Genomic DNA, 26351 nt, shown 5'->3' with positions numbered 1-26351 from the left:
GTGTGCGTCGTCGAAAAGAACAGATCAAACAAGAAATTTTTCGCTTACATCATCGATTTTTTCGATATTAAGCGTTTACCCTGATGCACCATTTTTGCCATTTTTCAGAGCTTGGCCACGCCCTTTTTGGTGCCCCGTTGCGCACCCATGGTCCCGCCCGCAAACTCCACCGCCGACTTCACCAGGGTCTCCACCGTGGTGGCCGTGGGGTCGGTGCGGTAGCTGACGTAGATCGGCAAATCCTTCAGTGCCGTGTCGCTGGAGAGCAGCTTCAGCTTGGCCGATGCAGTCAGGCGCTGGGCTGCGATCCGGGGCAGCAAGGCCACACCAAAGCCGCCCTGCACCAGCTGCACCATCGCTGAAATCGAGGAAATGGCGTGCACCTTTTTGGGCTCCAGACTGTGCTGGCGGAACAGATCCAGCAGGGTCACATGCGGTTGCGAGCCTTTCTGGAAGGTCATCAACTCCATATCCGCCAGCTCGCCCAGGCGGTAATTTCTTTTTTTATGCAGTGTCGGATTGCCCACAAACACCATTTCCATCGCCGGCAGCGCATGGTTGCGCACGCCATCGCCCGATGCCGGCATGGCGGCAAACACCAGATCCAGCGTGCCGCGCTGCACCTGGTCGGTCAGGATGGGCGTGGTTTCCACCGCCAGTTCCAGCTCCAGGCCCGGGTAGTCGATGCGCAGCTTCTCCAGCCAGGGGATCAGCCAGGAATGCAGCACCGACTCGATAGCGCCGATGCGCATCGCCACTGCCATGGTGGTGGCCGCGCCCATTTCGGATTTGGCTTCGCGCTGCAAGGCCAGCAGCTTCTCAGCAAACACCAGAAAGCGAGCGCCCGCAGCGGTCAGGCGAAACTGCTTCTCGCTGCGGTCAAGCAGCAGCACGCCCAGTTCTTCCTCCAGCGTGGAGATGCGGCTGGACATGGCGGACTGCGTGAGAAATAGCTTTTCGGCCGCCCGCGTCACGCTCTTCAGCGATGCCACCCAGTAGAAGGCTTCGACAAAGCGCAGGTTCATGGCGTGGCCTCCGCGGCCTGGCGTATCAGGGTTAACAGTGGCGCGGTAGGGTCCGCTGGCCCAAGAATTGCACTTATGCTTTCTGATTCATTCATCGGCATATTGTCTTGGAGAGAGCATGGAACACAAATTCAGCCTGGCAACCGGCGCCCTGGTCATCCTGTCGGGCCTGAGCGCCCCCCTCGCCGCGCAGACCAAATGGGACTTGCCCTCCGGTTACCCGGCCAGCAACTTCCACACCGAAAACCTGGTGCAGTTCTCCAACGATGTGGACAAGGCCAGCGCCGGCAAGCTGAAGATCACCGTACATGCCAATGGCTCGCTGTTCAAGGCCAACGAGATCAAGCGTGCAGTGCAAGGCGGCCAGGCCCAGGCCGGAGAAATCATCCTGGCCAACTTCGAAAACGAGAGTCCTATCTACGGCCTGGACGGTGTGCCGTTTCTAGCCAGCTCGTACGCCGAATCCAAACGCCTGTACGACGCGCAAAAGCCGGTGCTCGACGCCGTGCTGGGCAAGCAGGGCATGAAGCTGCTGTACTCGGTGCCGTGGCCGCCGCAGGGCATCTTCACCAAGAAGGAAATCAACTCGGTGGCCGATCTGCGCGGCATCAAGTGGCGCGCCTACAGCCCGGCCACGGCCAAGATCGCCGAGCTGGTGGGCGCGGTGCCGGTCACCATCCAGGCGGCCGAACTGTCGCAAGCCCTGGCCACCGGCGTGGTCGAGAGCTACATCAGCTCGGTATCCACCGGCTACGACAGCAAGACCTACGAGAGCACCAAGTACTTCTACGACACCCAGGCCTGGCTGCCCAAGAACGCCGTGTTCGCCAACAAGAAAGCCTTTGACGCGCTCGACCCCGCCACCCAGGCCAGTGTGATGAAGGCTGCGGCCGACGCCGAAGAGCGCGGCTGGAAGACCAGCCAGGAAAAGACAGAGTGGTACAAAAAAGCCCTGACCGACAAGGGCATGAAGATCGTGCCGCCCAGCCCCAAGCTGATGGCCGACATGCGCCAGCTCGGTGGCATCATGCTGGCCGACTGGCAGAAGAAGGCCGGTGCCGACGGCGAAGCCATCCTGGCCGCCTACGCCAAGAGCAAGAAGTAAACGATGCGCCGCTTTCTGGACCGGCTGTACGACGCATCGGGCGCGCTCGGCGCCATCTTTGTGGCCTTGATCTGCGTCCTCATGCTGGGCCAAAGCCTGCTGCGCACCATGGGCATACGCACCGGCGCGGTGAACGATGTGGTGTCGTGGTTCTGCGCGGCGGCGGCCTTCTTTGCCATGGCCCATGCGTTCAAGCACGGCGACTTTGTGCGCGTCACCCTGCTGCTCGAAAAAGTCAACGCCAAAACCCGCCGCGTGCTGGAGATCACCTCGCTGCTGATCGGCACCGTGTCCACCGCCTTCCTGGCCTGGTCGGCGGTCAAGTTCACCTACGAGAGCTGGGAGTTCAACGACCTGGCCCAGGGTCTGCTGCCCATGCCGATGTGGATTCCGCAGCTGAGCTTTGCCTTCGGCTCCATCCTGCTGCTGGTGGCGGTGGTGGACGAACTCATCATCGTGCTGCGTGGCGGCGTGCCCACCTTTGTGCGGGTGGTGGAAGAGCGCCACGCGCGCGGCGATTTCTCCTCCGACGTCTAGCCAGGGCTCTATTCCATGGAAATCTTGTTCATCGGCGGGCTGCTGCTCGTCATCATGATGCTGCTGCTGTCGGGCGGCGTCTGGATCGCCATGACCCTGGCCATCTGCGGCTGGGTCGGCCAGGCCTTTTTTACCAATACCGAACCGGGTAAAAACCTGTTCTCGGCCTTCTGGGAAAGCAACGCCAGCTGGGAGCTGGCCGCGCTGCCGCTGTTCATCTGGATGGGCGAAATCCTGTTCCGCACCAAGCTCAGCGAAGAGATGTTCGAAGGCCTGCGCCCCTGGCTGAACCGCATCCCCGGCCGCCTGGCACACACCACCATCCTGGGCTGCGGCATCTTCGGCTCGGTCAGCGGCTCGTCGGCCGCCACCTGCGCCACCATTGCCAAAGTGGCCCTGCCCGAGCTTCGACGCCGCGGCTACAACGAAGACCTGGTGCTGGGCGCGCTGGCCACCGGCGGCACGCTGGGCATCTTGATACCGCCGTCCATCACCATGGTGGTCTACGCGGTGGCGGCCGATGCGTCCATCATCCGCATCTTCCTGGCGGGCTTCATCCCGTCGGCGGTGCTGATGGCCTTGTTCATGGGCTATATCGCCTGGTGGTCGATCCGCAACCCCGACAAAGTGCCCGCCGCCGACCCGCCCAGCAGCTGGGCCGAGAAGTTCCGCAAAAGCGGCAACCTGATCCCCTGCACGGTGCTGATCATTTTCATCGTCTGGGTGCTGGTGGCCGGCTATGCCACGGCCACCGAATGCGCGGCCTACGGCGTGGCCGGCTCGCTGGCGATTGCCGCCTGGGGCCGGGCCCTGACCTGGAGCAACTTCTGGGAAGGCCTGATGGGCGCCACCCGCACCAGCTGCATGATCATGTTCATCCTGGCCGGCGCCGCCTTTTTGACCAAGACCATGGCTTTCACCGGCGTACCCCGCGCGCTGGCCGAATGGGTGATGGCCATGCACCTCTCGCCCTATGCGCTGATCGCCGCACTGGTCGGCATCTACCTGGTGCTGGGCACCGCGCTCGACGGCATCAGCATGATCGTGCTGACCAGCGCCGTGGTGCTGCCCATGATCCAGGCGGCCGGCTTCGACCTGATCTGGTTCGGCATCTTCATCATCCTGCTGGTAGAGATTGCCGAGGTCACGCCGCCGGTGGGCTTCAACCTGTTTGTGCTGCAGAACATGACCGGCAAGGACAGCAACACCGTGGCCCGCGCGGCCCTGCCGTTCTTTGGCTGCCTGGTGCTGTGCATCGTCATCATCACCGTCTTCCCGCAAGTGGTCACAATACTGCCCGACCTGGTAATGGGAACCGATAAATGATGGCTGTGTTTGCGATATGTGTAGGCGCCTGCTTTGGCGCGCTGGCCCGCTGGGGCCTGGGCCTGTGGCTGAACCCGGGCACCACCATCCCCATGGGCACGCTGGCCGCCAACCTGATCGGCGGCTACCTGGTGGGCGTGTGCGTGGGGGTGTTCCAAAGCCTGCCGCAGCTCGACCCGGTGTGGCGGCTGCTGCTGGTAACCGGCTTCCTGGGCGCGCTGACCACCTTCTCCAGCTTCTCGGCCGAGGTGGTGGGCATGCTGATGCAGCAACGCTACGCCTTGGCGCTCGGCACGTCCGCCATCCACCTGCTGGGTTCGCTGCTGCTGACCGTGGCCGGCATCAAGACTGCTCTGTATTTCATAGCGCCTGGCGCTTGATCTACCTGCGCTAAAGTCCGATTTGTCTTAAAAAATCGGCATAGCCAACCAACGCCAGCAACGCAAAAGGCCCTTTCGGGCCTTTTGCTACTTATTTAATAGCTTCCAGCGCAGCTTCTATCTGCGCCAGAGGCCATTTTTATTCAAAGATTAACGATCCCAGCGGCGACCATCTCCGCGGCCATCGTTATCCCAGCCGCGGTGGTGGCCGTGGCCATGGCGCCAGCCGGGGTACACCACCTGGGGTTGTACATAGACCGGTGGGCGTTGGTACACCACAGGCTGTGGCTGGTAGTACACAGGCGCGGGCCGTACATAGACGGGACGCGGCTGTACGTAAACGGGGCGGGGCTGCTCGTAGTACACAGGCTGTGGCTGGTAGTACACCGTGGCGGGCTGCACATAGACAGGGGCATTGCCCACCACCACTTGTGCGCCAGGTGCGGCTACGCCAATGGACCACGACACATCGCTGCGCGCCTGGGCCACGCTAGCGGCGCCCAGAGCGGCAACCGCCAAAACACCCGCAAAAACCGAACGGTGGAACTTCATACAGATCTCCTTGTTGCAATTCCAGAAGCGCATTGCTTCCTACTACTGACAACGCGATAGACAGCATCTGGTGGACAAAGGTGCCCACAGAAGAGTTGCCAAACGTAACAGTACGGCCCGCGCCCCTAAAATCAGAGCATGAGCGCACTCCCCCCCTCCAAAGCCCCCGCCGCAGCCCCTGTCGAAGCCACCAAGCCCAGCAACTTCCTGCGGCAGATCATCGAAGCCGACCTGGCCAACGGTACCTACGCCGCCCGCCAGTGGGCCGGCAGCCCCGGCGACGCCGCCCACCACGCCGCCGGCCTGCCCGACCCGGCCAAGATCCGCACCCGCTTCCCACCCGAACCCAATGGCTACCTGCACATAGGCCACGCCAAAAGCATCTGCCTGAACTTCGGCCTGGCGCGCGACTACGGCGGCGTATGCCACCTGCGTTTTGACGACACCAACCCCGAAAAAGAAGACACCGAATACGTCAACGCCATCATCGACACCGTCAAATGGCTGGGCTTCGACTGGAACGGCGCTGCCGACGCCGCGCCCTACCAGGCCAGCGACTACTTCGACTTCATGTACCGCGCCGCCGAATACCTGGTCACCGCCGGCCATGCCTACGTGGACGAACAAACTGTCGAGCAAATCAGGATCAATCGCGGCGACTTCGGCAAGCCTGGCGTCGACAGCCCGTTTCGCAGCCGCACCCCGGCCGAGAACCTGGCCATCTTCCGCGAGATGCGCGACGGCCAGCACGAGGACGGCTCCATGGTGCTGCGCGCCAAGATCGACATGGCCAGCCCCAACATCAATATGCGCGACCCGGCCATCTACCGCATCCGCCGCGCCACCCACCACCACACCGGCGACAAATGGTGCATCTACCCGATGTACACCTTTGCCCACCCCATCGAAGACGCGCTGGAGCAGATCACCCACAGCATCTGCACCCTGGAATTTGAAGACCAGCGCCCGTTCTACGACTGGCTGCTGGCCCGCCTGTGCGAAGGCGGCCTGCTGGCCAGCCCGCCACCGCACCAGTACGAATTTGCCCGCCTGAACCTCACCTACGTGGTCACCAGCAAGCGCAAACTGGCCCAGCTGGTGTACGACCACAAGGTCAGCGGCTGGGACGACCCGCGCATGCCCACCATCGTGGGCCTGCGCCGCCGCGGCTACACCCCCGAGGCGCTGAACCTGTTTGCCGAACGAATCGGCGTCACCAAGAGCGACAGCTGGATCGACTACAGCACCCTGGAAGGCTGCCTGCGCGAAACCCTGGACCACAGCGCCCCCCGCGCCATGGCCGTGCTCGACCCCGTCAAGTTGGTGCTGACTAACTGGAACAGCGTGATGGGCGCTGGCCAGCTGGACGCCTGCAGCGCCCCCGTGCACCCGCATCTGCCCGAACTGGGCAAGCGCCAGTTCAACATCGGCAAAGAGGTGTGGATCGAACGCGGTGACTATGAAGAAACCCCGCCCAAGGGCTTCTTCCGCCTGTTCCCTGGCAACAAGGTACGCCTCAAATACGGCCACGTCATCAGCTGCACCGGCGCCGTGAAAGACGCCGACGGCCGTGTGACCGAAGTGCATGCCGAACTCATCCCCGACACCAAGAGCGGCACCCCCGGCGCCGATGCCGTCAAGGTCAAGGGCGTAATCACCTGGGTCGCCGTAGCCGACGGCCTGCCCGCCGAAGTCCGCATGTACGACCGCCTGTTCATCGACGCCCAGCCCGACGCCGGCGGCAAAGACTTTATTGAGAGCCTGAACCCGAACAGCCTGAAAGTCGTGCAAGCCATCGTCGAGCCGTCGTTAGCGGCAGCCAAGGCGGACGACAAGTTCCAGTTTGAGCGGCATGGCTACTTTGTGGCGGACCGGGTGGACCACGTTCAAGGCACGAAGTTGGTGTTTAACTTGGCTGTGGGGTTGAAGGATAGTTGGGGGAAGTAATCGCGTACCAAAAAGCAAGGAATTTTTAATGATATTGTCATCTGTACTAATAAGTGGTTTATGGGGCAAACCGCCACTGAAATTAAGTTTCAATGATTCAGTGAATTTCATGGTGGGTCAAAATGGAACCGGAAAAACAACAATCATCAACTTAATTGCAGCGGGATTAGCTGCAGATTTTGAAAGACTTGATCGAATTGACTTCATGACAATGGAGCTTGTTTTAAAACCTTTAAAAAAGGGAAAAAATACAAAAATCTCCATTACAAAAAAACAAAAATCCGATCTCCCTTATTACGACATAAACTACACCATTCGTCACGGAAGCGATGGAAAACCGGTAACATATGATTTAGATCGCCTCGCAGAGGAACGCCATTATAGAAGCGTACCCCCTCGTCACTTACGCGAGTTATTAATGCGCAATGGAGGTTTTGCCGACCTCAACAAAACATTATCAGAACTAGTCCAAGTAACTCTTCTTTCAGTAAATAGATTTGTTATCGATGCAAAGACGGAGCCAAGACCTACGACAGAGAGAAACATCTCCAACCCTGTCGATCAGAAACTTGACACAATCATTAACCAGTTAGTTCGATTATTCTCAAAATTAGACCGTGAGAGTGCCGATGCGGCAGCCAATTTTCAGCGAGATAGCTTCGTCTCGTTACTATCAATTGAAACCACATCATTATTTAAATCGGCAGTACAAAAACTTGAAGTAGCAAAAGAAACTGATTCGTTAACACGCGCTCTAACTGAGATAGGAGTAGATCAGAAAAAGACATCCTCAGTTATTACAACATTATTTAAAAATTTCGATATTGCACGTCGAAAAATTCAAAATGGTGACGGAATGCTTCTTCAAGAATTTATGGTATTAGCGGGAACGTTAAGGGCCAATTCTCTTGTTCAGAAATACGATGCCTTACAAGTTCAACGCAGAAAAATATTTGCATTACGCGACTCCTTTCTTGAGGAAGTAAACGCACTCCTAGGACCAAGAAAAATAGTTGTTATCAATGAAAGAAATGAAATTGAAGCTAGGTCCCCTGAGGGGCGAGTCATCAGACCAATGGATCTTTCTTCCGGAGAAAAACAACTCTTAATTATTCTTGGCGAGGCATTACTGCAAGATCAACAATCAGTAATATTTATCGCCGACGAACCTGAACTTTCTTTACATGTTAGCTGGCAAGAGAAACTCGTCCCGGCAATCACGCGAATAAATACAAATGCCCAAATAATATTCGCAACACACTCCCCAGATATTGTTGGATCATATGCTGATTGTGTTAGTGTAATGGAGGATATTTGGTGAGTTTTACGCGATCACAAAGCGGAATCCGCAATACATCACTATTTTTTGGCGTAGATAGGACGGTGTACGTTGAAGGAACGGGAGTCGATCAAAGATTTTGGCAATCTGTTTTTTCCGTATTCTATAAAGGACCTTTAAGTTTTCACTTTAAATCGATTGGCCCTCGTTCTGCCGTAATGTCCTATGTAGAAAAAATCGCAAAAAGCGAAGCTGCAAACACCATTGCAATAATGGACAGCGACTATGAAGGCTTAAAATTTTCAAAATTTGATATACCCAATATAATTTATACTTTTGGATATAGCTTTGAAAATGACCTTTTCTCCATAAAACAAGCAATAAAAATATCATCCCAACTTAGCAATGGAGTCGGCATCAAAAAATTTCGCTCAATAGTACGTAGCCTAAATACAGCACTAAATGAGTTACCGCAACTCGCTGTACTTGATTTTTGTGCTCAGTTTAATGACAACTATTTTTTAGAAAAAAATGGAAATACTTGCAAATTAGACATTAAAAATAACGCGCACGGAGTAATTTGCAAAAAGTCAATTGCATCAGCCCGGGCAAATGCAATTGCAAGAAAAGTACTATTTTCATCGAGACCGAGCAAAGCCATGCGTGACAAGATGCTGATTAAACCTCGGTATCTTTGGATATATGGTCATCTATGGCGCGCCGTCTTCTCCAAGTGTGTTGCAGATGGGCTCAGGAAAACTTCATCAGTAACAATTAATCCTGATGGAATTGAAAATTTGGCAATAAACAATATCCGAGATTCTAACGGTTCAGTTTTTACAAGACGACAAATTGAAGCGTACAAAATGATGTTGACGAATTTAATATAATTAATATTTGATGTAAAAATTTTGGAGCGCACACCCAGCAAAGGCGGCGCAGCGTTTTGGGGTTGTAGCAACTACCCGCGATGCAAGTCACGGCTGCAAATGCTGGCAGCACGGTAGCACCAAATTGCTACTAGTTTCATAGCTTCCCGCGCATTGTCGGCAAACGCTAGCGACCTATTTTCCTTGAGCTTCTGGATGGTCCCACCATTCCCTACTGACCCAAGGAATAGCGAAGACCTCTTTGCTCGTCGATACCAAGTATAGAAAAAATATGTTTCTCATTATTGACAAAAATTAGATTTTGAAAATAATGAGAAACACAATGCCATCAAAACCACCAACCACCACCGACACCTGCACCACCCAGCTGCAAGCCCTGGGCGCGCAGATCCGCAGCCAGCGCAAGGCCCTGCGCATGAACGCCACGGTGACGGCCGAGGCGGCGGGCCTGTCGCGGGTGACGCTGCATCGCATCGAGAAGGGCGAGCCGTCGGTCACCATGGGGGCATGGTGCAGTGCCATGGCGGCACTGGGTATGGCGCTGCAGGCTCGCAGCGGAACCGATACGGCAGCGCAAGCGACGGACCGCACAGGCTGGATTCCGGCGCGGGTGGCGCTGGCCGACTACCCACAGCTGCGCGCACTGGCCTGGCAGGTGCACGGCACCGACACGCTCACGCCCATGGAGGCGCTGGACATCTACGAACGCAACGCACGCCACCTGGACTTGCAGGCCATGTCCGCCGATGAGCAGGCTTTGCTGCAGGCGTTGCGGCTGGCCTTGTCGCGCAAGCCTGGGGCGGAAGATGCAGTTTGAACGCCCCCACCACCAGCGCATTGCCCATGTGCTGAGCGCGCTGGATGCTGCCACGCTGCGCCAGTACGGCTGCCTGTTTGGCGGTGGCACCTGTATTGCGCTGCGCTACGGCGAATACCGCGAATCGGTGGACATCGACTTTCTGGTGTCCGACGCAGCGGGCTACCGCGAGCTGCGGCAGCTACTGACCGGCCCCGAAGGTTTGGCGGCCATCGGCCATGCGCATGCCGTGCCCCTGGTGGCGCTGCGCGAGATACGGGCCGACCAATACGGCATACGCACCCAAGTGCAGATGGACGGGCAGGCCATCAAGCTGGAGATCGTGCGCGAGGCGCGCATCACCCTGGAGCCCCCGGTGGCCGACGACGCGGTGTGCGGCATCAGCACCCTGACCCGGCTGGACCTGGCCACATCCAAGCTGCTGGCCAACTCCGACCGCCAGGCGGATGACGGCGTATTCAGCCGCGACGTGATCGACCTGGCCATGATGGGCCTGCCCCTGCCCGCTTTGCGTGCCGCGCTGGCCAAGGCGGCCGAGGCCTATGGCCCGTCCGTGGCGCGCGACCTGGGCAAAGCCATTGACCGGCTGCAGAACCGCACGGGTTGGCTGGAGCGCTGCATGCAAGCCATGGCCATGCAAATGCCCAAGGCCGTGCTGTGGCAAAAGGTGCGGGCTCTGCGGCGCATCGTGCCGGCCGCCTGAAGCCCTTGCACTAGCGACTACCCCATCTGAGCCACAACCAGCCAAGCCACCATGGCCCGCCGCAAACACCACCACGTCTACGTGGTCGAACTCTCCAAAGACGTGCTGCTGGAGCCACGCTTTCGCAAGGGCAACCCCGGCTACTTGGAGGGCAAGCCCTGCGTGTATGTGGGCATGACGGGGCTGGACCCGGATGTGCGCTTTGACAAGCACAAGGCCGGCATCCAGGCCAACCGCTATGTGCAGCTGTACGGGCTACGCCTGCTGCCGGACCTGTACGAGGGCTTTAACCCCATGGGCTATGACGACGCGGTGGACAAGGAGATCGAGATCGGCATCGACCTGCGCTCGGCGGGGTTTGGGGTGTGGCAGGCCTGAGGCAACGCTGAACAAATCCCTCGCGGTCTGCGCATCCCTGGCCTAGGGCGGTCTGCAGCGTTGCAAATCCTCGCCATAGCCCCAGCTATGTCTGCGGTTTGCGCCTTGCATCCCATCCCGATCCAGGGCCCGCAGCCTCACGGGGACTTATTCAACGTCGCCTTGAGCCCCACACCTGGCTTCAAGGACCTAAGGCCGGGCAGCCTGGCAATGCCCTGCCCTACGGGGCGGCCTCAAAGTCAATGAAGCCGCGCTCGACATTGGTGGCCAAGAGTTTGACGCGCACTTTGTCTCCCACCTTGAGCGCACTCAAGCCTCGGAGCAGCTTGCCCTCGGCAGGCGGATTCAGCAGGCGCACCCACATGCCATCGGCGGCGTTGCCGGTGACGACGGCGTCAAAGCGCTCGCCTATGCGTGGCTCCAGCAGCAGCGCTGCCTCGGACTTGCGCATCTGGCGCTCCACCTTTTGCGCCGCATCTTCCTGGCGGGTGCAGTGGGTGGCCAGCGCGTCCAGCTCGGCGTGGGAATACGGTGCAGGCTGATGCGCCAGCGTGGCCTTGAGCAGCCGCGCGGTGACGAGATCGGGGAAGCGCCGGTTGGGCGCGGTGGAGTGGGTGTAGTCCGTCACCGCCAGCCCAAAGTGCCCCACGGCCAGGCTACCTGGGATTTCGAGCACGTATTCGCCCCGCCCCATGAGCTTGACGATGACCAGCGACAGGTCGGCAAAGCGCAGCGGGTCCGCCCGGCGCCGCTTGGCCAGAAAGTCCTCCAATGCTTTGGAGTCAGGGTCGGACGGCAACACCTCACCATATTCCTTGGCCACGGCCACGATGCGCAACCAGCGCTCGGGCGAGCGCACCACGCGGCGCAGCGAGGCAATGCCCCGCCCGGCCAGGTAGCGCGCAGTGCAGGTGTTGGTGGCAATCATGACCTCTTCAATCAACTGGCGGGCACGGTTGTGCTCTTGCAGGCGGATGTCGGACACCCGCTCGCCATCAAACACCACGCGCGGCTGAAAGGACTCAAATTCCAGCGCACCGGCCGTGTGGCGGCGGGCCCGCAGTTGCTGGGCCAGAGCGTCTTGTGTGCGCAGCTGCGCGTCCATGCCCGGCACGGCAGCTGCCTGTGCAGGCAACGCGCCCTGGCCGGTAAGCCAGGCGCTGACAGCGTCATAGGCCAGCTTGGCCTGGTTGCGCACCTTGGCCCGGTAGACGGTGGAGCCGGCCAGTGAGGCGTCGGCGTGGAATACCATCTCGGTCACCATGGCCAGCCGGTCTTGCTGGGGGTTGAGCGAGGTCAGGTCGGTAGACAGGCGCTCGGGCAGCATGGGGAAGATGCGCGCCGACGTATAGACCGAGGTGGTATTGGTGCGGGCGTGCTGGTCGATGGGAGTGTCGCGCGGCACCAGGGCATCCACATCGGCAATGGCCACCCACAGGCGCACGCTTCCATTGGGCAGGACTTCGGACACGGTGAGCTGGTCCAGGTCCAGCGAGTCGTCGTTGTCGATGGAGCACCACAGCAAGGCGGTGAGGTCATGCACGGCAGGATCTGCGCTGTCGCCGGTGACGGTGATGCCGGCCAATTGGCGATCTGCAGCGGGTGCGAACTCGGGCAGCAGGCCGCGCTCAGACATGGTTTGGATGGCAATACGAACCAAATCGCTGCGGTGGTGGACATTGTGGTTGGCTTGCATCGCACCAATATACGCCTGCGCATCCCCCAAGGGCTGAACTGCTGGCTTGTAAGATCACGGCCTTTGTCAGCCTGGAACCGGAGATCGCATGAGCAAACCCAACAACAAACCCTTCGTGATCGGCGTCGCAGGTGGCAGTGGCAGCGGTAAATCGACGGTGACACGCCAGGTGCTGGCGTCCATCGGGCCGGAAATGACGGCGGTGCTGATCCAGGACGATTACTACTGCGACCAGACGCATATGTCGCCCGAAGAGCGGCGCAAAACCAACTACGACCACCCCGACGCCTTTGACTGGCCCTTGATGGTGCAGCATGTGCAGGCCCTGCGCCGTGGCGAGGCGATCGAGATGCCCACCTACGATTTCACGCAGGACAACCGCGCCAGCAAAACCATCACCGTGCAGCCCGCGCCGGTGATCGTGATCGAAGGCCTGTTTGCGCTGTTTGACGCTGATTTGCGCAAGATGATGTCGTTGAAGATCTTTGTCGATACCGCCGCCGATGTGCGCTTCATCCGCCGCCTGCAGCGCGACATGGCCGAGCGCGGGCGCAGCGCCGAAAGCGTGATCAACCAGTACCTGGAAACCGTGCGCCCCATGCACAAACAGTTCGTCGAACCCACCAAGCGCCGCGCCGATGTGATCCTGCCGCACGGCGCCAACGGGCCGGCGGTGGACATCATCACCACCAAGGTGGTGAGCCTGATCCGCGATCTCGAGCGCGGCTGACGCCTGTGCAGCGTCGTAGCTATTTCGCTACTCTTTTCGTAGCTGCTGGCGCAGATTCCCCCTGCGCCAGCGGCCTATTCAGCCCACAAACTCCACGCCCGCGCAAACCGCCGCCACCTGCGCGGCAATGCACTGCTCGGGCGTAGCCTGCGGGCTGTCGGGATACACCTCGGTCGTCGTGGTGTAGCGCGCACCCGAGATGCCGGCGCACAGGCCCAACTCTTTCATCGCATAGTGGATCACGCCATGGGCCACCAGCGGCGAGCCAATGATGCCGCCGTGTGCATCGGCCGGTGCGATGTGCGTCACGCGCTCGACCGCTTCGATGATGGCCTGCTGGAACGCGGGCTGCGGGTTGGCCGTGTCGTCCACCAGGTAGAAGCCGTCGGGGATGCCATGGGACCCGAAGGGCTTGCCGTCGCGCGCGGCCGCGGCGGGCAGGTATTCAGAGCCGTCGGTGTCGGTGGTTTCGTGCAGATCGATATGGGCGGCAAACTGGCCGCGCAAGGGCGCCACCAGGCGCATCAGGGCGGCGGATTCCTGCGCCGGGCTGTCTGCACGGAACGAGCGGTTGGGGTCGATGGCGTCGAAGTTCCAGCGCTGGATGCGCTCGTAGGCCCAGGGGCTGACGCAGGGCACGACCAGCAGGTTAACCCGGCCCGCGTAGCCTGGCGCATGCGCATCCAGAAAGCGCAGTGCGCCATGCACGCCGCTGGTCTCATAGCCGTGCACGCCGCCGGTGACCAGCACATTGGGCAGATGGGCCTGCCAATGGCGGCTACGGATAGCGAACAAAGGAAAGCGTTCGTCCGCATAGGTCACCTCGCCATAAGGCGCCACATCGAAGCGCTCACGCAGGTGGTCCACGGCGCAGAGCACATCGTCCGCATAGCTGCGCTGCCGCACCTGGCGCGCGCGCCACTGGGCCAGCTCTGCCGCGCCCCAGGCCTGGCCGGGGGTGCCGATAGGGTAGAAATGGGAGTTGCGCATGGAGTGTTTGCTAAAAAAGACAGGGCATTATGGGCTTCGCCATGGCTGCCAACATGCAGCCCTTGCAATCCTGGACCTGCGCCACTATCTAAATGTGATGAGCGAATCCCTGCACATCGTCTGCCCCCATTGCCATACCACCAACCGCGTGCGCACCGACCAGCTCGGCAGCGCGCCGGATTGCGGCAGCTGCAAAAAGCCCTTGTTCACCGGCAAGCCAGTCGACCTGGACGTCGCCGCTTTCGACAAGCACCTGCAACGCAACCAGATCCCGCTGCTGGTGGACTTTTGGGCGCCGTGGTGCGGCCCGTGCCGGCAGATGGCGCCCGCCTATGTGCAGGCCGCGGGCCAGCTGGAGCCGCGCATCCGCGTGGCCAAGGTGGACACCGAAGCCCACCAGGCCTTGGGTGCGCGCTACCAGATCCGCAGCATCCCGACCCTGGCGCTGTTTGTCGGCGGCCGCGAGGTGGCCCGCCAGGCCGGTGCCATGGGTGCGGCCGACATCCTGCGCTGGGTACAGCAGCACAGCCCAGGCTAAAACGCCTACCTTAGTTTGCAGTAACCCGACAGCAGTACAAGTATTCGCCGGCTGCTACCTTTCGCCACCTGTTATTTCCTTTCCCATTCACCCTCCACCCACAGTCAACACCATGCTATTCAATCCCCTGCAACTCGGCGCCCTCACCCTCCCCAACCGCATCCTGCTGGCGCCGCTGACGCGCACCCGCGCCGACGCCGGCCACGTGCCCAATGACCTGATGACCGAGTACTACAGCCAGCGCGCCACCGGCGGCCTGCTGATCACCGAATGCACCATGGTGGCGCCCGGCACCTCGGCCTTCATCAACGAGCCCGGCATCTACAACGACGCGCAGATCGCCGCCTGGAAGAAGGTCACCGCCGCGGTGCACGCCAAGGGCGGCCGCATCTTCATGCAGATCTGGCACGCCGGCCGCGCCGCACACCCGGACATCAACGACGGTACGCCCATCGTGTCGTCCAGCGCTACAGCAGTCGAAGGCGACATCCACACACCCAACGGCAAAGTGCCGCACGCCGTGCCGCGCGCGCTGGCCGCCGAAGAGATTCCGGCCATCGTCGCCGCCTTCGCCCAGGGCGCCAAGAACGCCATCGCCGCCGGCTTTGACGGCGTGGAAGTGCACGGCGCCAACGGCTACCTGATCGACCAATTCCTGCGCGACACGCCGAACCAGCGTACCGACGGCTACGGTGGCTTGCTGGAAAACCGCGCGCGCTTCCTGTTCGAAGTGCTGAACGCCGTGACCGCCGCCATTGGCGCCGACAAGGTGGGCCTGCGCCTGTCGCCGCTGAACAGCTACAACAGCATGCAAGACAGCGACCCGCTGGCGCTGATCGGCTTCCTGGCCGACAAGCTCAACGCCTACAAGCTGGCCTACCTGCACGTGATGCGCGCCGACTTCTTCGGCGTGCAAAAAGGCGATGTGCTGGGCATCGCCCGCGAAAAGTACCAGGGCGTGCTGGTCGGCAACATGGGCTACACCGCCGAAGAAGCCGAAGAAGCCATCAGCGCCGGCAAACTCGACGCTGTGGCCTTCGGCACCAGCTTCCTGGCCAACCCGGACCTGCCCGCCCGCATCCAGCTCAAGGCCCCGCTGAACACGCCCGACCAAAGCACCTTCTACAGCCCGGGCGCCAAGGGCTATACGGACTACCCGACGCTGTAAACCGCTAGTTAGTTGCAGCCACTGCAGCTGATTCCACAAGGGCTGGGGACCAATTTAGCTTGGACCCCAGCCCTTGTCGCATTCCAGCCCCACCCCCCCGCTTCGGTTACCCTCGCCGCATCGCAAACGAAGAGAAATCTGCCATGAAAAAACTCAACATCACCATCCAGCTCGAAATGTCCGTTCCCGACGACTGGGAGCTGAGCAAGACCTCCGAAGGCGGCCAGGTGCTGAAGCTGCCGAACGGCCAGTTCATGGACATCGCCATCGAGCCGCTATTTGCCAACGACCCCGAAGACACCTGGACCAGCACCGGCGACGACGACGTGCTGAACGACGTACTGGACATGATCGAGAGCGAAGACGTCACCTACCAGTTCGTCACCCACTAAACAGCTGGCCGCAGGCCTGTGCCGGGCAACACGCGGCGCTGTGCGGCATGCAAACGGGCGGTTATCTGACACGTTTTAGCGGACGCCCGGTTTGTAATGGGATTCAGCTGCGCCACTGTGCGTACCCTATTCCACCAAGCTACAGGAGTCCGCCATGACCATCTATGCCTCTATCACCGGCCTCGTCACCTACACCCCCGGCGACGGTGCGCCCATCGAGATCCCCAAAGGCCCGGTAGAAATCGATCTGGCGCCCGACAGCGCCACCCTCAGCTGGACCTCCGAAGGCGTTGCCGGCCTGACCGCCATCCCGCTCACCCAGTACAAAGAGTACGTGCGCGACAAGAAGATCACCCTGGTGCCATAGCCCCATTCGCTACGGTTTTCATAGCTGCCTGCGTAGGCAGTCTATGCACCAACGCCCGATTTCCTCATGCATCCACCGCAGGTAGGCTAGCCGCAAAGCGCTTGCGGTAGTCGCGCGGCGCCACGCCCAGATGGCGCTGGAAGGTAACGCGCATCCGCTCCTCGTCGCCAAAGCCGCACTGTCTGGCGATCTGGTCGATGTTGCGGCTGGAGTCTTCCAGCAGGCGCCGCGCCGCTTCCAGCCGGAACACCTCGACAGCCTTGGCCGGAGTCCGCCCGGTCTTCTGCTTGTAGGCGCGGGCGAAGTGACGCGGACTCATGTTCGCCTGCCCGGCCAGAAATTCGACACCCAGATTCGGTTGGCCCAGGTTGTCGGCAATCCATAGATTCAGCGCATCGAAGGCCGCGGTGTCGTCGGTCTGCGCCTGCAGCAGAGCGCTGAACTGCGACTGCCCACCGGGTCGCTTCAAGAACACCACCAGCTCGCGCGCCACCTCCATCGCTACCTCGTGGCCGCAGTCGGCCTCGACCAGCGCAAGCGCCAGGTCGATACCGGCGGTGACACCGGCCGAGGTCCACACCGCGCCCTCCTGCACAAAGATCGCATCGCGGTCGATCTGCACCTGGGGGAAGCGCTGGACCAGCATGTCGCACATGGCCCAGTGGGTGGCGGTGCGCTTGCCGTCCAGCAGGCCGGCGGCGGCCAGCAGAAAGGCGCCGCTGCACACCGAGGCGGTACGCCGCGCAGCCCGCGATGCACGCCGCAGCCAGTCCACCTGGAGTGCCGAGCGCTCCAGCACAAAAGCGATGTGCGGCGAGCCGGGCACCACGATGGTGTCGATGGACGCGGGCCGGAAATCCGCCAACGCCGTGGTCTGCACTTCCAGCCCTTCAGCGCTGCGCACCAGGCCACCGTCCAGGCTGGCGGTGCAGCGCTCATAGCCCTTGCGTCCACGCGCCTCCATGGCCTTGGTGGCGGCCCAGAACACGGTTTGGGCGCCGGTCAGGTCCAGCAGGCCCACATCCGCAAACGCCAGGAACAGCACGCGCCTGGCACGCTGGTGCTTGGGCGGAATTTTTGGCAGTAATTCAGGGATATTAGTCATTTCAGACAAATTCTTTCACGCCTACGATCAACCGTCAAACACCGCAGCACCCGCTGCACAGAAAGGCTTGCAATGAAAATCGTCGTCATCGGTGGCACCGGCTTGATCGGAACCAAACTCGTCCAGCAACTGCGCCAGCGCGGCCACGAAGCGGTTGCGGCCTCGCCGGCTTCCGGCGTCAACACCCTGACCGGCGAAGGGCTGGCGGCTGCGCTGGCCGGCGCCCAGGTGGTGGTCGACGTGGCCAACTCGCCTTCGTTCGAAGACCAGGCGGTGCTGGACTTCTTCCAGACCTCGGGCCGCAATCTGCTGGCCGCCGAGGCCGAGGCCGGCGTGCAGCACCATGTGGCGCTGTCGGTGGTCGGCACCGAGCGCCTGCAGGCCAGCGGCTACTTCCGGGCCAAGCTGGCGCAGGAGGCGCTGATCAAGGCCGCCCAGATCCCCTACACCATCGTCCACGCCACGCAGTTCTTCGAGTTCCTCGGCAGCATCGCGCAGTCGGGCGCCGACGGCCAGACGGTGCGTCTGTCGCCGGCCCTGGTGCAGCCCATCGCCTCCGACGACGTGGCCCTGGCCATGGCCGATGCAGCGCTGGCCGCGCCCCTCAACGGCACGGTCGAGATCGCCGGCCCGGAACGCGTCGGCCTGGCCACGCTGGTGCAACGCTATCTGGTTGCCACCGGCGACCCGCGCACCGTGGTGGCCGATGCGCAAGCGCCCTACTTCGGCGTCGTGCTGAATGACCAGTCGCTGACACCGGGCGAGCAGCCGCGCCTGGGCACGATCGGCTTTGAAGCCTGGATGGCGCAGGCCAAGCCAGCCCGCAAATGAACGTCGGCAAATCCTACCGCCTGTCGGAGTTCATTTTCTGGACCCGGCGGGAGATCTACGTGCTGCTGGCCCTGGGCACGGTGCCCGTGTGCCTGTACCAGCTGGCGCACTGGCGCTGGCTGGCGATTCCCTGGACGGTGGTGGCGCTCATCGGCACCGCCACGGCGCTGGTCGTCAGCTTCAAGAACACGCAGACCTACAACCGCACGGTGGAGGCGCAGCAGATCTGGACGGCGATTCTGAACAGCAGCAAGGCCTGGGGCCTGCTGACCCGCGACTACCTGCAAAACGAGGCCAGCACCCGGCAGCTGGTCAAACGCCACCTGGCTTGGCTCACGGCGCTGCGCTACCAGATGCGCCGGCACCGCGTATGGGAAAGCACCAACGGGCAAACCAACGCCGAATACCAGGCCTTTTACTGCGTGCCCGAAAAGGACACCCCGCTGCAGGCAGAACTGGCCCAGTACCTGGACGGTGATGAACTACAGGCCATCCTCGGTGCGCGCAACAAGGCCACCCAGCTGCTGGCCCGCCAGAGCCAGGCGATCAGCGCCCTGTACCGCAGCGGCGAAATCACCATCAATTTCTTCATCGAGATGGAAAAATCCATCAAGGATCTGCTGGACCACCAGGGCCGCAGCGAGCGCATCAAGAACTTCCCCTACCCGCGGCAGTACGCCATCATCAACGTGCTGTTCATCCGCTTCTTCTGCGCACTGCTGCCCTTCGGCATGCTGAAGGAATTCGACGCGCTGAACACCCCCATGGTCGGCGCCTTGCAAGGCCATATGGTCTGGCTGGTAGTGCCGTTCAGCGTGGCGATATCCTGGATGTATACCTCGCTCGAGCAAGTGGGTGCCAGCACCGAGAATCCGTTCGAGGGCGGCGCCAACGACGTGCCGATTGCCCAGATCTGCCGCATGGCCGAAATCGAGATGCGCGAGATGCTGGGCGACACCGATCTTCCGCCGCTGCTGCGGACCAAGAACAACATCATTCTGTGAAGCCGCCCAGGCAACCCCGATTGCTAGGCTTTGCATAGCTGCTCACGCAGATACAACCTGCGCCAGCGGCCTGTTTGACCCAAAAACTACGCCGCCACCACCAGCCCGTAGCGGGCGCGCAGCCCGTCGGCCACCCGCACAAACGGCGCCGACACCGCCGCCTGGTCCAGCGGGTGCAGGCGGCTGTAGATGCCGTCGCGGGCATTGCCCGGGTCGCCGGCCACATACAGCTGGGTGGTCAGCAGTTCGCGCGGACCGAGCTTGATCTTGGCGTGGATGTGCGGCGTGCGGCCGGTGTAGGGCGCGGGCTGGATGGTGCGGAAGCGGAAGGCACCCTGCGCATCCAGCCGCAGCCGGCCAAAGCCCTGGAACGCCGGGTTCACCCGGCCGCCGTCGCCCGGGTGGTCGTAGTGGCCGGTTTCGTCGCACTGCCAGATCTCGATGCTCGCGCCTTTGAGTGGCCGGCCGTCCAGGTCGGTCACCACGCCTTCGACCCAGGCGGGGTGGCCAGCCGCATAGGCCAGGCTGCCGTTCTTCAGCAAATCGAAATCGGCATCCTTGGGCTCGCGCACCGGGTAGTACGGGCCTTCGGTCTGCGCCGGTGTGGCGCGCAGCCGGGTCTGGGCGCCGGCCAGCGGCCAGGCTGTGCCGAGGGCGGCGGCGCCGGCCCAGCCGAGGGCGTGGCGGCGGCTGAGGGCTTGTGCGATGGGCATGGTGGAACTCCGAGTGTGCTGTCATGTACGAGACAGCAGATGCCGCGAAGTTCCGGTGAACATGGCGAACAAAATTACTCTTTTTTCAATAGCATATTGCGCTGATGGAATATGCGCTACAGGCCGATTCGGCATCTGGACCACCCGGTCGTTGGAATGGTCCGTGCTTGCGGCCCATGCAAAGCCGTGGTGCTTGCACACGCAAATGTTACAGTTTGTGTCCGACCGACCGCATCCCCACCACTGCATAGTTCAAAGGAAACAATGACGTCTTACCGCTATGGAATTGCCGATTTTCGATCGATTGCCGCAGGTGCTGCGGTGCTGGCCAGCGGGGGCGGCGGCAGCTACCGCGACGCGCTGACGATATTGCAACAATTGGCCGACAGTGGCTGGAGCGAGAGCGTCACCGTCCAGCCCTACGACGGCACAAGCAATGCCTGCGTGCTGGCCATGATGGGGTCGCCCGACGCCGGCGACCAACTGACGCTGACCGACATCCAGAACTCGGTGCGCAACACGCTGGGGCTGCTGCAGGCGAATACCGGCTGCACCGTGGGCTGCGTGATCCCGGTAGAGATCGGCGCCATCAACTCGCTGGTGCCGCTGATCGCCGCCGCCATGACGCCGGCCAGCATGTGGGTGGTGGACGGCGATGGCGCCGGCCGCGCCGTGCCCGAGCTGCCGCAAACCACCTTCAGCGGCAGCAGCAGCCTGCCGGTCAGCCCCTGTGCCTTGGCCACCGACGTGGCCGATCCCAGCGCGGTCGAGTCGGCCCTGCTCACCGCCAGCAACGCGGCCAAGATGGAATCGCTGGCCGGCGGGGTGGTGGGTGGCTTTGGCGGGTTCTCCGGCATCGCGCTGTGGCCGTCCAACCCCAGCAATAGCTATGGACTGAGCGGCAGCTACATCCCCGGCACCCTGGGCCAGGCCTGGGCGCTGGGCCAGTTTCTGCTGACGGCGGGCAGCGCGCCGACGGCGGCCGAAGTAGCCGCCCAGATCACCCAGATCACCGGGCGCGCGGCCTCGGTGAGCGTGGCCAACTTCTACATCACGGCGATTTCCCAGTCCACCACCACGGCATCGCTCGACGCCGGCGTGATTCGTCTAGACAATACGCCCGATCCGGCCACCAGCACGCAAACGCACACCATCTACAACATGAACGAGAACCTCATCATGTATTCGAGCCAAAGCGCCGTGCCCGACACCATTGCGCCGGACTCGATCTGCTACTACTCGGAGAGCACCGGCCTGGGCTTCTCCAACGCCAGCGACGATCTGGCGGTGTACTTCGACAGCGCCACCGGCAAGAGCACCGGCCAGACTGTCAGCATCATCCAGGTGGCCACCGTGCCCCAGCTGTACAGCGCGCCCGGCGTGCTGGCCTCGTTTGCCAGCCTGCTGCGCACCGTGGGCTATGCGGGCGCCATGCCCGGCAACTGATCCCGGCCATGGGCGAAATCGACCTCAACAAGGAGCGCCTGGAGCTGGCGCTGGAAGCTGCAGGTCTGGACCTGTGGGAAAACAACCTGCTGACCGGCGAAGTCACCCGCAAGGCCTTGAAAACCTTCTCCGAGCTGGGCTATAGCGACGAGGAGGTGCTGCACCACCTGGACCATCTGTTCGAGTTTGTCCACCCCGACGACCTGGCCATGATCCAGTCGGCGGTGGGCGAGCACATGGCCGGCCGCACGCCCGAATACCGCTGCGAGTTCCGGCTGCTGGCCAAGGACGGCCGCTGGGTCTGGTATGCGAACTACGGCCGCATCATGGACGTGCACAGCGCCACGCCCGGCCAGCGCTTCATCGGCGTGACCTTCAACATCGACCACCGCAAGCGCCGAGAGGACGAGATCGACCAGATCAACCGCCAGCTGGCCGAGCAGAACGCCTTGCTGCAAAGCCTGAACAGCGCGCTCGAGCTGCTGGCCGCCAACGACTCGCTGACCGGCCTGGCGAACCGCCGCACGCTGATGGACCTGGGCGCCAAGGAATGCAAACGGGCCGAGCGCTTCCAGCACCCGCTGTCGGTGCTGATGGTCGACATCGATTCCTTCAAGAACGTGAACGACAACTGGGGCCACCTGGTCGGCGACCGGGTGATCTGCGCGGTGGCCGACATCTGCCGCCTGCGCACCCGCAGTGGTGTGGACGCGGTGGCCCGCCTGGGCGGCGAGGAGTTCGTGGTGCTGCTGCCGGAAACCAGTGTGGTCCACGCCCAAGCGCTGGCCGAGGCCTTGCGCGAAGCCGTGGCGCAGCAGGAACTGGTGGTGAACGACGACGGCGAGCGGGTGGCGTTCACCGTCAGCATAGGCGTGGCACCGCTGGGCGCCGACGGGCAGTCGTTCGAACAGCTGCTCAACAACGCCGACAAGGCGCTGTATAAAGCCAAGCAGACCGGTAGAAACAACGTACAGTGCTTTGACCCCGCCAGCCCCCGTCTGCGGTTGGCGGCCAACAGCGCCGACGGCGCCAAGGGCTGACGCCCGCCTCTCTTCCGCTGGAGACCGACCATGCAAGCCCAAGACATCCTGCATTTCTGGTTTGAGGAACTCAGCGACAAACAGCATTTCGCCAAAGACCCGGCGCTGGACGCAGCCATGCGCAGCCGCTTCGGCGCCACCCTGGCGGCCGCCGCGCGCGGCGAGCTGTTTGCCTGGCGCTCCACGCCGCAGGGCCGGCTGGCCGAGATACTGCTGCTCGACCAGTTCACCCGCAACATCTTCCGCGACACACCCCAGGCCTTTGCCCACGACGCCGTAGCCCTGGTGCTGGCGCAGGAACTAGTCGCCAGCGGGCAAGACCGCAACCTGCCGCTGCCGCAGCGCTGCTTTGCCTACATGCCGTATCTGCACAGCGAATCGCTGCCCATCCAGGAACAGGCGGTGCAGCTGTTCTCCCAGCCCGGCCTGGAAGCCCACCTGGACTCGGCGCAGCGGCACAAGGCCATCATCGAGCGCTTTGAACGCTTTCCGCACCGCAACCAGATCCTGGGCCGCGCCTCCAGCACGCCGGAAATCGCCTTCCTGAGCGAGCCGGGTTCTTCGTTCTAAACGCAGCGCGGCCTGCACGGGCGCTGAACTTTCTGCGCATAGCGGGGTCTGCAAACCAACCCGCCACGACAGACACACGCCCATGCCCACATCCACACCCTGGCTCCAGCCCGATTCACCCACCCGCTATGGCAGCGTCAGCCGCTGCTTCCACTGGGGCATGGCCCTGGGCTTTGCCTGTATGTTCGCCGCCGCGCTGACCCGCTTCTTTGCCAAGGACTCGGCGTTGTACGAGCTGCTCTGGCCGATACACCGGCCGCTGGGCACGCTGATGCTGTTGTTGGTCGTGCTGCGCGCAGCCTGGTCGCTGCTGCATGCACGCCAGCGGCCCGCGCACACCCACCAGGCGGCGCGTCTGGGCCACCTGGCCCTGTATGCGCTGATGGCGGCCGTGCCCTTGGTGGCGCTGCTGCGCCAATACGGCTCGGGGCGCGGCTTTGCGCCCTGGGGCATACCGCTGATGGACGCGCGTACCGACGACAAGATCGAATGGATGACCGAACTCGGCAGCCTGCTGCACGGCCCACTGGGCTGGGTGCTGCTGGCCTGCGTGGTCGGCCATGTGGGGATGGCGCTGTGGCACCGCCGCCCCGGCCATACCGATGTACTGCCGCGCATGCTCGGCCAGGCGGAACCCCGGTAAGCGCTGGCGGCGGCCGCCGCGATGGTGGCCTGATTGTTGCGTTTGCAGCGGCGTACCCATGCGCCGCCCGCAGAGTCCGACACAGCTGTCGGCTATGCTGGTCCGTCCGCCCCCCATCGAGCCCGCCAGAAAGCCGCCATGCCGCCTGCCCTTTTGAAGAGCTTGTTTGCCGCCACCATTTTCAGCAGCGCCTTCTTGCTGTTTCTGGTGCAGCCGCTGATCGCCAAACAAATCCTGCCGTGGTTCGGCGGCTCGGCGGCCGTGTGGTCGATCTGCATGGTGTTCTTCCAGGTGGTGCTGCTGGCCGGCTATGCGTATTCCGACTGGCTGACCCAGCGGCCCGCGCGCCTGCAGGCCGCCGTGCACTGCACGCTGTTGCTCATCAGCCTGGCCTTCCTGCCCATCGTCACCGCCGCGCACTGGAAGCCGACCGGCGCCGAAGACCCCTCGCTGTGGATACTGGGCCTGCTGGTCGGCACCATCGGCCTGCCGTATTTTTTGCTGTCCACCACCGGGCCGCTGGTGCAGTCCTGGCTGGCGCGCACCCATTGGGGCGTCGAGGTGTACCGCTACTTCTCCTTGTCCAACCTGGCGTCGCTAGCCTCGCTGCTGGCCTACCCGGTGCTGATCGAGCCCTACACCGCCTTGCGCGAACAGGCGCTGGGCTGGTCCTGGGGCTATGCGGGCTTTGTGCTGCTGTGCATTACGGCCAGCCTGTACGCGGCGGGGCTGCAGCAGCCGGTGCGCAGCAAGGCCACGGCCCAGGCCAGGCCGGGCGACACCGCCCCCAACTGGTCGACCTACGGCGTCTGGCTGGCACTGCCAGCCCTGGCCACCTGGCTGCTGCTGGCGGTGACCAACCACATCACGCAGAACGTGGCGGCCGTGCCCTTTTTGTGGGTACTGCCGCTGTCGGTGTACCTGCTGAGCTTTGTGTTCACCTTTGAAAACGACCGCTGGTACCGGCGCAGCCTGCTGCTGCCGGCCGCCGCGGTAGCGCTGCTGCTGTGCGCCTATGGCCTGCAGCACAGCATAGGCTATGGCCTGGCCACCGGGGTGCCACTGTATGTCGTGGGCCTGTTCGTGCTCTGCATGTTCCTGCATGGCGAGATGGCCGCCATGCGGCCCGGCCATGCCTACCTGACGCGCTTTTACCTGCTGCTGTCGCTGGGCGGCGCACTGGGTGGCGTGACGGTCGGCCTGGTGGCGCCGCATGTGCTGCCGGCCTACTACGAGATGGGCGTAGGCCTGGTGCTGGTGGCCGTGCTGGGCGCGGTGATCTTCCGCCGGCAGCGGCTGCGCGCCGCCGTCTGCGTGCTGCTGGTGCTGGCCTGCAGCTACTGCGTCTGGGAGCAGGTGCGCGACGAGCAGGACGGCACGCGGCGCATGGCGCGCAACTTCTATGGCACGCTGAGCAGCCTGGACAGCATCGACAAAGACGACCCGCAGCAGAGCGTGCGCCAGCTCTACCACGGCTCGGTCAAACATGGCGAACAGTACCTGGCTGCCGAACGGCGCCGCGAGCCCACGGCCTACTACGGCAAGACCTCGGGCGTGGGCCGGGCCTTGCTGTCGGCGCCGGCCACGCCGCGCCGGGTTGGCCTGATCGGCCTGGGCGCAGGCACCCTGGCGACCTATGGCCGCGCCGGCGACGTGTACCGGGTGTATGAAATCAACCCCCAGGTGTTCGACTTTGCCGACAGCGAATTCAGCTTTCTAAAAGACAGCCCGGCGCAGATCGAGCGGGTGCTGGGCGACGCGCGCCTGGCGCTGGAGCGCGAGGCACCGCAGCGCTTCGACGTGCTGGCGGTGGACGCGTTCTCGGGAGATTCCGTGCCCATCCACCTGATCACAGCCGAAGCCATGCAGGTCTATCTGCGCCACATGCAGGCCGACGGCATCGTCGCCTTCCACGTCACCAACCGCTTCCTGAACCTGGCCCCGGTGGTGGAGAAAATCGCCCTGGCCCAGGGCCTGCAGGTGGCCTTTGTACACGACGAAGCCGCCGACAGCGACCTGCGCCGCACCGACTGGGTCCTGGTCAGCCGCAGCGCCCAGCGCCTACAGACCCCGCTGGTCCAGTCCGCCAGCAGCGCGATCCAGGCCATACCCGGCCTGCGCCTGTGGACCGATGATTTCAACAACCTGTTCGGGGTGCTGAAGTAGCAAGAAACGCTAT

28 protein-coding genes are annotated in these 26351 nt (G+C 62.5%); 22 read left to right on the top strand and 6 right to left on the bottom strand.

Going from position 1 to position 26351, the window contains the following annotated elements:
* Positions 1-104: 104 nt before the first annotated feature.
* Positions 105-1025, bottom strand: a complete 921-nt coding sequence (locus tag J2X19_RS09395) for a LysR family transcriptional regulator (RefSeq protein WP_310372797.1) — start codon at positions 1023-1025, stop codon at positions 105-107.
* Between the two features lie 118 nt (positions 1026-1143).
* Here J2X19_RS09395 and J2X19_RS09390 point away from each other — a divergent pair, with 118 nt between their 5' ends.
* Genes J2X19_RS09390 through crcB form a run of 4 tightly spaced genes read left to right on the top strand, consistent with a single transcriptional unit; the run spans position 1144 to position 4373 of the window.
* A complete protein-coding gene (locus J2X19_RS09390; RefSeq protein ID WP_310372795.1) occupies positions 1144-2130 on the top strand; it encodes a TRAP transporter substrate-binding protein in 987 nt (328 codons plus the stop codon).
* A 3-nt stretch (positions 2131-2133) separates the two neighbouring features.
* Positions 2134-2667 carry a TRAP transporter small permease gene (locus J2X19_RS09385; protein ID WP_310372793.1) on the top strand — a complete coding sequence of 178 codons (534 nt, stop codon included), beginning with the start codon at positions 2134-2136 and terminating at the stop codon, positions 2665-2667.
* 15 nt (positions 2668-2682) lie between these two features.
* Positions 2683-3993 (top strand): TRAP transporter large permease, encoded by a 1311-nt coding sequence (locus J2X19_RS09380; RefSeq protein ID WP_116604087.1) that lies wholly within the window; start codon positions 2683-2685, stop codon positions 3991-3993.
* On the top strand, positions 3990-4373 hold the full coding sequence (gene crcB / locus J2X19_RS09375) for a fluoride efflux transporter CrcB (protein ID WP_310372790.1): 384 nt from the start codon (positions 3990-3992) through the stop codon (positions 4371-4373). Before J2X19_RS09380 ends, crcB begins: the two co-directional genes overlap by 4 nt.
* A gap of 150 nt (positions 4374-4523) precedes the next feature.
* On the opposite strand, the gene J2X19_RS09370 is transcribed toward crcB, so the two are convergent.
* The gene (locus J2X19_RS09370) at positions 4524-4925 is read right to left on the bottom strand and encodes a hypothetical protein (protein WP_116604089.1); all 402 of its coding nucleotides are present in this window, start codon (positions 4923-4925) and stop codon (positions 4524-4526) included.
* A 138-nt stretch (positions 4926-5063) separates the two neighbouring features.
* Between J2X19_RS09370 and J2X19_RS09365 the strand changes: the two genes are divergently transcribed.
* From J2X19_RS09365 to J2X19_RS09340, 6 genes are all read left to right on the top strand, one after another.
* Positions 5064-6872, top strand: a complete 1809-nt coding sequence (locus J2X19_RS09365) for a glutamine--tRNA ligase/YqeY domain fusion protein (RefSeq protein WP_310372788.1) — start codon at positions 5064-5066, stop codon at positions 6870-6872.
* A gap of 28 nt (positions 6873-6900) precedes the next feature.
* Complete coding sequence (locus tag J2X19_RS09360; protein ID WP_310372786.1) at positions 6901-8193, top strand: AAA family ATPase; 1293 nt, start codon at positions 6901-6903, stop codon at positions 8191-8193.
* Positions 8190-9041 (top strand): DUF4435 domain-containing protein, encoded by an 852-nt coding sequence (locus J2X19_RS09355; protein ID WP_310372782.1) that lies wholly within the window; start codon positions 8190-8192, stop codon positions 9039-9041. Before J2X19_RS09360 ends, J2X19_RS09355 begins: the two co-directional genes overlap by 4 nt.
* A gap of 322 nt (positions 9042-9363) precedes the next feature.
* Positions 9364-9858 (top strand): helix-turn-helix domain-containing protein, encoded by a 495-nt coding sequence (locus tag J2X19_RS09350; protein ID WP_310372780.1) that lies wholly within the window; start codon positions 9364-9366, stop codon positions 9856-9858.
* Entirely contained in the window at positions 9848-10561 is a 714-nt protein-coding gene (locus tag J2X19_RS09345) for a nucleotidyl transferase AbiEii/AbiGii toxin family protein (protein WP_310372778.1), read from the top strand. The genes J2X19_RS09350 and J2X19_RS09345 overlap by 11 nt, the downstream gene beginning before the upstream one ends.
* Positions 10562-10612: 51 nt before the next feature.
* Complete coding sequence (locus J2X19_RS09340; protein ID WP_310372776.1) at positions 10613-10939, top strand: hypothetical protein; 327 nt, start codon at positions 10613-10615, stop codon at positions 10937-10939.
* Between the two features lie 220 nt (positions 10940-11159).
* On the opposite strand, the gene J2X19_RS09335 is transcribed toward J2X19_RS09340, so the two are convergent.
* On the bottom strand, positions 11160-12575 hold the full coding sequence (locus J2X19_RS09335) for an RNB domain-containing ribonuclease (RefSeq protein WP_310372774.1): 1416 nt from the start codon (positions 12573-12575) through the stop codon (positions 11160-11162).
* Between the two features lie 148 nt (positions 12576-12723).
* Here J2X19_RS09335 and udk point away from each other — a divergent pair, with 148 nt between their 5' ends.
* A complete protein-coding gene (udk, locus tag J2X19_RS09330) occupies positions 12724-13365 on the top strand; it encodes a uridine kinase (protein WP_310372772.1) in 642 nt (213 codons plus the stop codon).
* A gap of 78 nt (positions 13366-13443) precedes the next feature.
* On the opposite strand, the gene J2X19_RS09325 is transcribed toward udk, so the two are convergent.
* On the bottom strand, positions 13444-14355 hold the full coding sequence (locus J2X19_RS09325; protein ID WP_310372771.1) for a M14 family metallopeptidase: 912 nt from the start codon (positions 14353-14355) through the stop codon (positions 13444-13446).
* Between the two features lie 97 nt (positions 14356-14452).
* Between J2X19_RS09325 and trxC the strand changes: the two genes are divergently transcribed.
* From trxC to J2X19_RS09305, 4 genes are all read left to right on the top strand, one after another.
* The gene (gene trxC / locus J2X19_RS09320; protein ID WP_310372769.1) at positions 14453-14893 is read left to right on the top strand and encodes a thioredoxin TrxC; all 441 of its coding nucleotides are present in this window, start codon (positions 14453-14455) and stop codon (positions 14891-14893) included.
* 112 nt (positions 14894-15005) lie between these two features.
* Positions 15006-16061: an alkene reductase gene (locus J2X19_RS09315; protein WP_310372767.1), complete on the top strand. Its 1056-nt coding sequence runs from the start codon at positions 15006-15008 to the stop codon at positions 16059-16061.
* A gap of 143 nt (positions 16062-16204) precedes the next feature.
* Positions 16205-16453, top strand: coding sequence for a hypothetical protein (locus tag J2X19_RS09310; RefSeq protein ID WP_092756915.1), 249 nt, complete (start codon positions 16205-16207; stop codon positions 16451-16453).
* A gap of 154 nt (positions 16454-16607) precedes the next feature.
* The gene (locus J2X19_RS09305; RefSeq protein ID WP_092756916.1) at positions 16608-16820 is read left to right on the top strand and encodes a hypothetical protein; all 213 of its coding nucleotides are present in this window, start codon (positions 16608-16610) and stop codon (positions 16818-16820) included.
* Between the two features lie 64 nt (positions 16821-16884).
* Here J2X19_RS09305 and J2X19_RS09300 read toward each other — a convergent pair whose 3' ends face one another.
* Complete coding sequence (locus J2X19_RS09300; RefSeq protein WP_310372761.1) at positions 16885-17925, bottom strand: GlxA family transcriptional regulator; 1041 nt, start codon at positions 17923-17925, stop codon at positions 16885-16887.
* A 72-nt stretch (positions 17926-17997) separates the two neighbouring features.
* On the opposite strand from J2X19_RS09300, the gene J2X19_RS09295 reads away from it, so the two are divergent.
* Together J2X19_RS09295 and J2X19_RS09290 are read left to right on the top strand one after the other, a co-directional pair.
* On the top strand, positions 17998-18756 hold the full coding sequence (locus J2X19_RS09295; protein ID WP_310372759.1) for an SDR family oxidoreductase: 759 nt from the start codon (positions 17998-18000) through the stop codon (positions 18754-18756).
* Positions 18753-19760: a bestrophin family protein gene (locus J2X19_RS09290; protein ID WP_310372755.1), complete on the top strand. Its 1008-nt coding sequence runs from the start codon at positions 18753-18755 to the stop codon at positions 19758-19760. The genes J2X19_RS09295 and J2X19_RS09290 overlap by 4 nt, the downstream gene beginning before the upstream one ends.
* A gap of 86 nt (positions 19761-19846) precedes the next feature.
* Here the strand turns inward: J2X19_RS09290 and J2X19_RS09285 are convergent, their stop codons facing one another.
* On the bottom strand, positions 19847-20473 hold the full coding sequence (locus J2X19_RS09285) for a dioxygenase family protein (RefSeq protein WP_310372753.1): 627 nt from the start codon (positions 20471-20473) through the stop codon (positions 19847-19849).
* 264 nt (positions 20474-20737) lie between these two features.
* Here J2X19_RS09285 and J2X19_RS09280 point away from each other — a divergent pair, with 264 nt between their 5' ends.
* The 5 genes from J2X19_RS09280 (at position 20738) to J2X19_RS09260 (ending at position 26338) form a co-directional block, all read left to right on the top strand.
* Entirely contained in the window at positions 20738-21919 is a 1182-nt protein-coding gene (locus tag J2X19_RS09280; protein WP_310372751.1) for an S-methyl thiohydantoin desulfurase domain-containing protein, read from the top strand.
* 8 nt (positions 21920-21927) lie between these two features.
* Positions 21928-22959: a sensor domain-containing diguanylate cyclase gene (locus J2X19_RS09275; protein WP_310372749.1), complete on the top strand. Its 1032-nt coding sequence runs from the start codon at positions 21928-21930 to the stop codon at positions 22957-22959.
* 30 nt (positions 22960-22989) lie between these two features.
* Complete coding sequence (locus J2X19_RS09270) at positions 22990-23529, top strand: DUF924 family protein (RefSeq protein WP_310372746.1); 540 nt, start codon at positions 22990-22992, stop codon at positions 23527-23529.
* 82 nt (positions 23530-23611) lie between these two features.
* Positions 23612-24172: a cytochrome b gene (locus J2X19_RS09265; protein WP_310372744.1), complete on the top strand. Its 561-nt coding sequence runs from the start codon at positions 23612-23614 to the stop codon at positions 24170-24172.
* A gap of 138 nt (positions 24173-24310) precedes the next feature.
* Positions 24311-26338 carry a spermidine synthase gene (locus J2X19_RS09260; protein WP_310372742.1) on the top strand — a complete coding sequence of 676 codons (2028 nt, stop codon included), beginning with the start codon at positions 24311-24313 and terminating at the stop codon, positions 26336-26338.
* Positions 26339-26351 lie beyond the last annotated feature (13 nt).

The sequence above is a fragment of the Rhodoferax ferrireducens genome (genome assembly GCF_031458075.1).
GTDB lineage: Bacteria > Pseudomonadota > Gammaproteobacteria > Burkholderiales > Burkholderiaceae_C > Rhodoferax_B > Rhodoferax_B ferrireducens_A.
The sequence above is the reverse complement of the archived record's forward strand: the minus strand, read 5'-3'. Positions and strand labels throughout refer to the sequence as shown.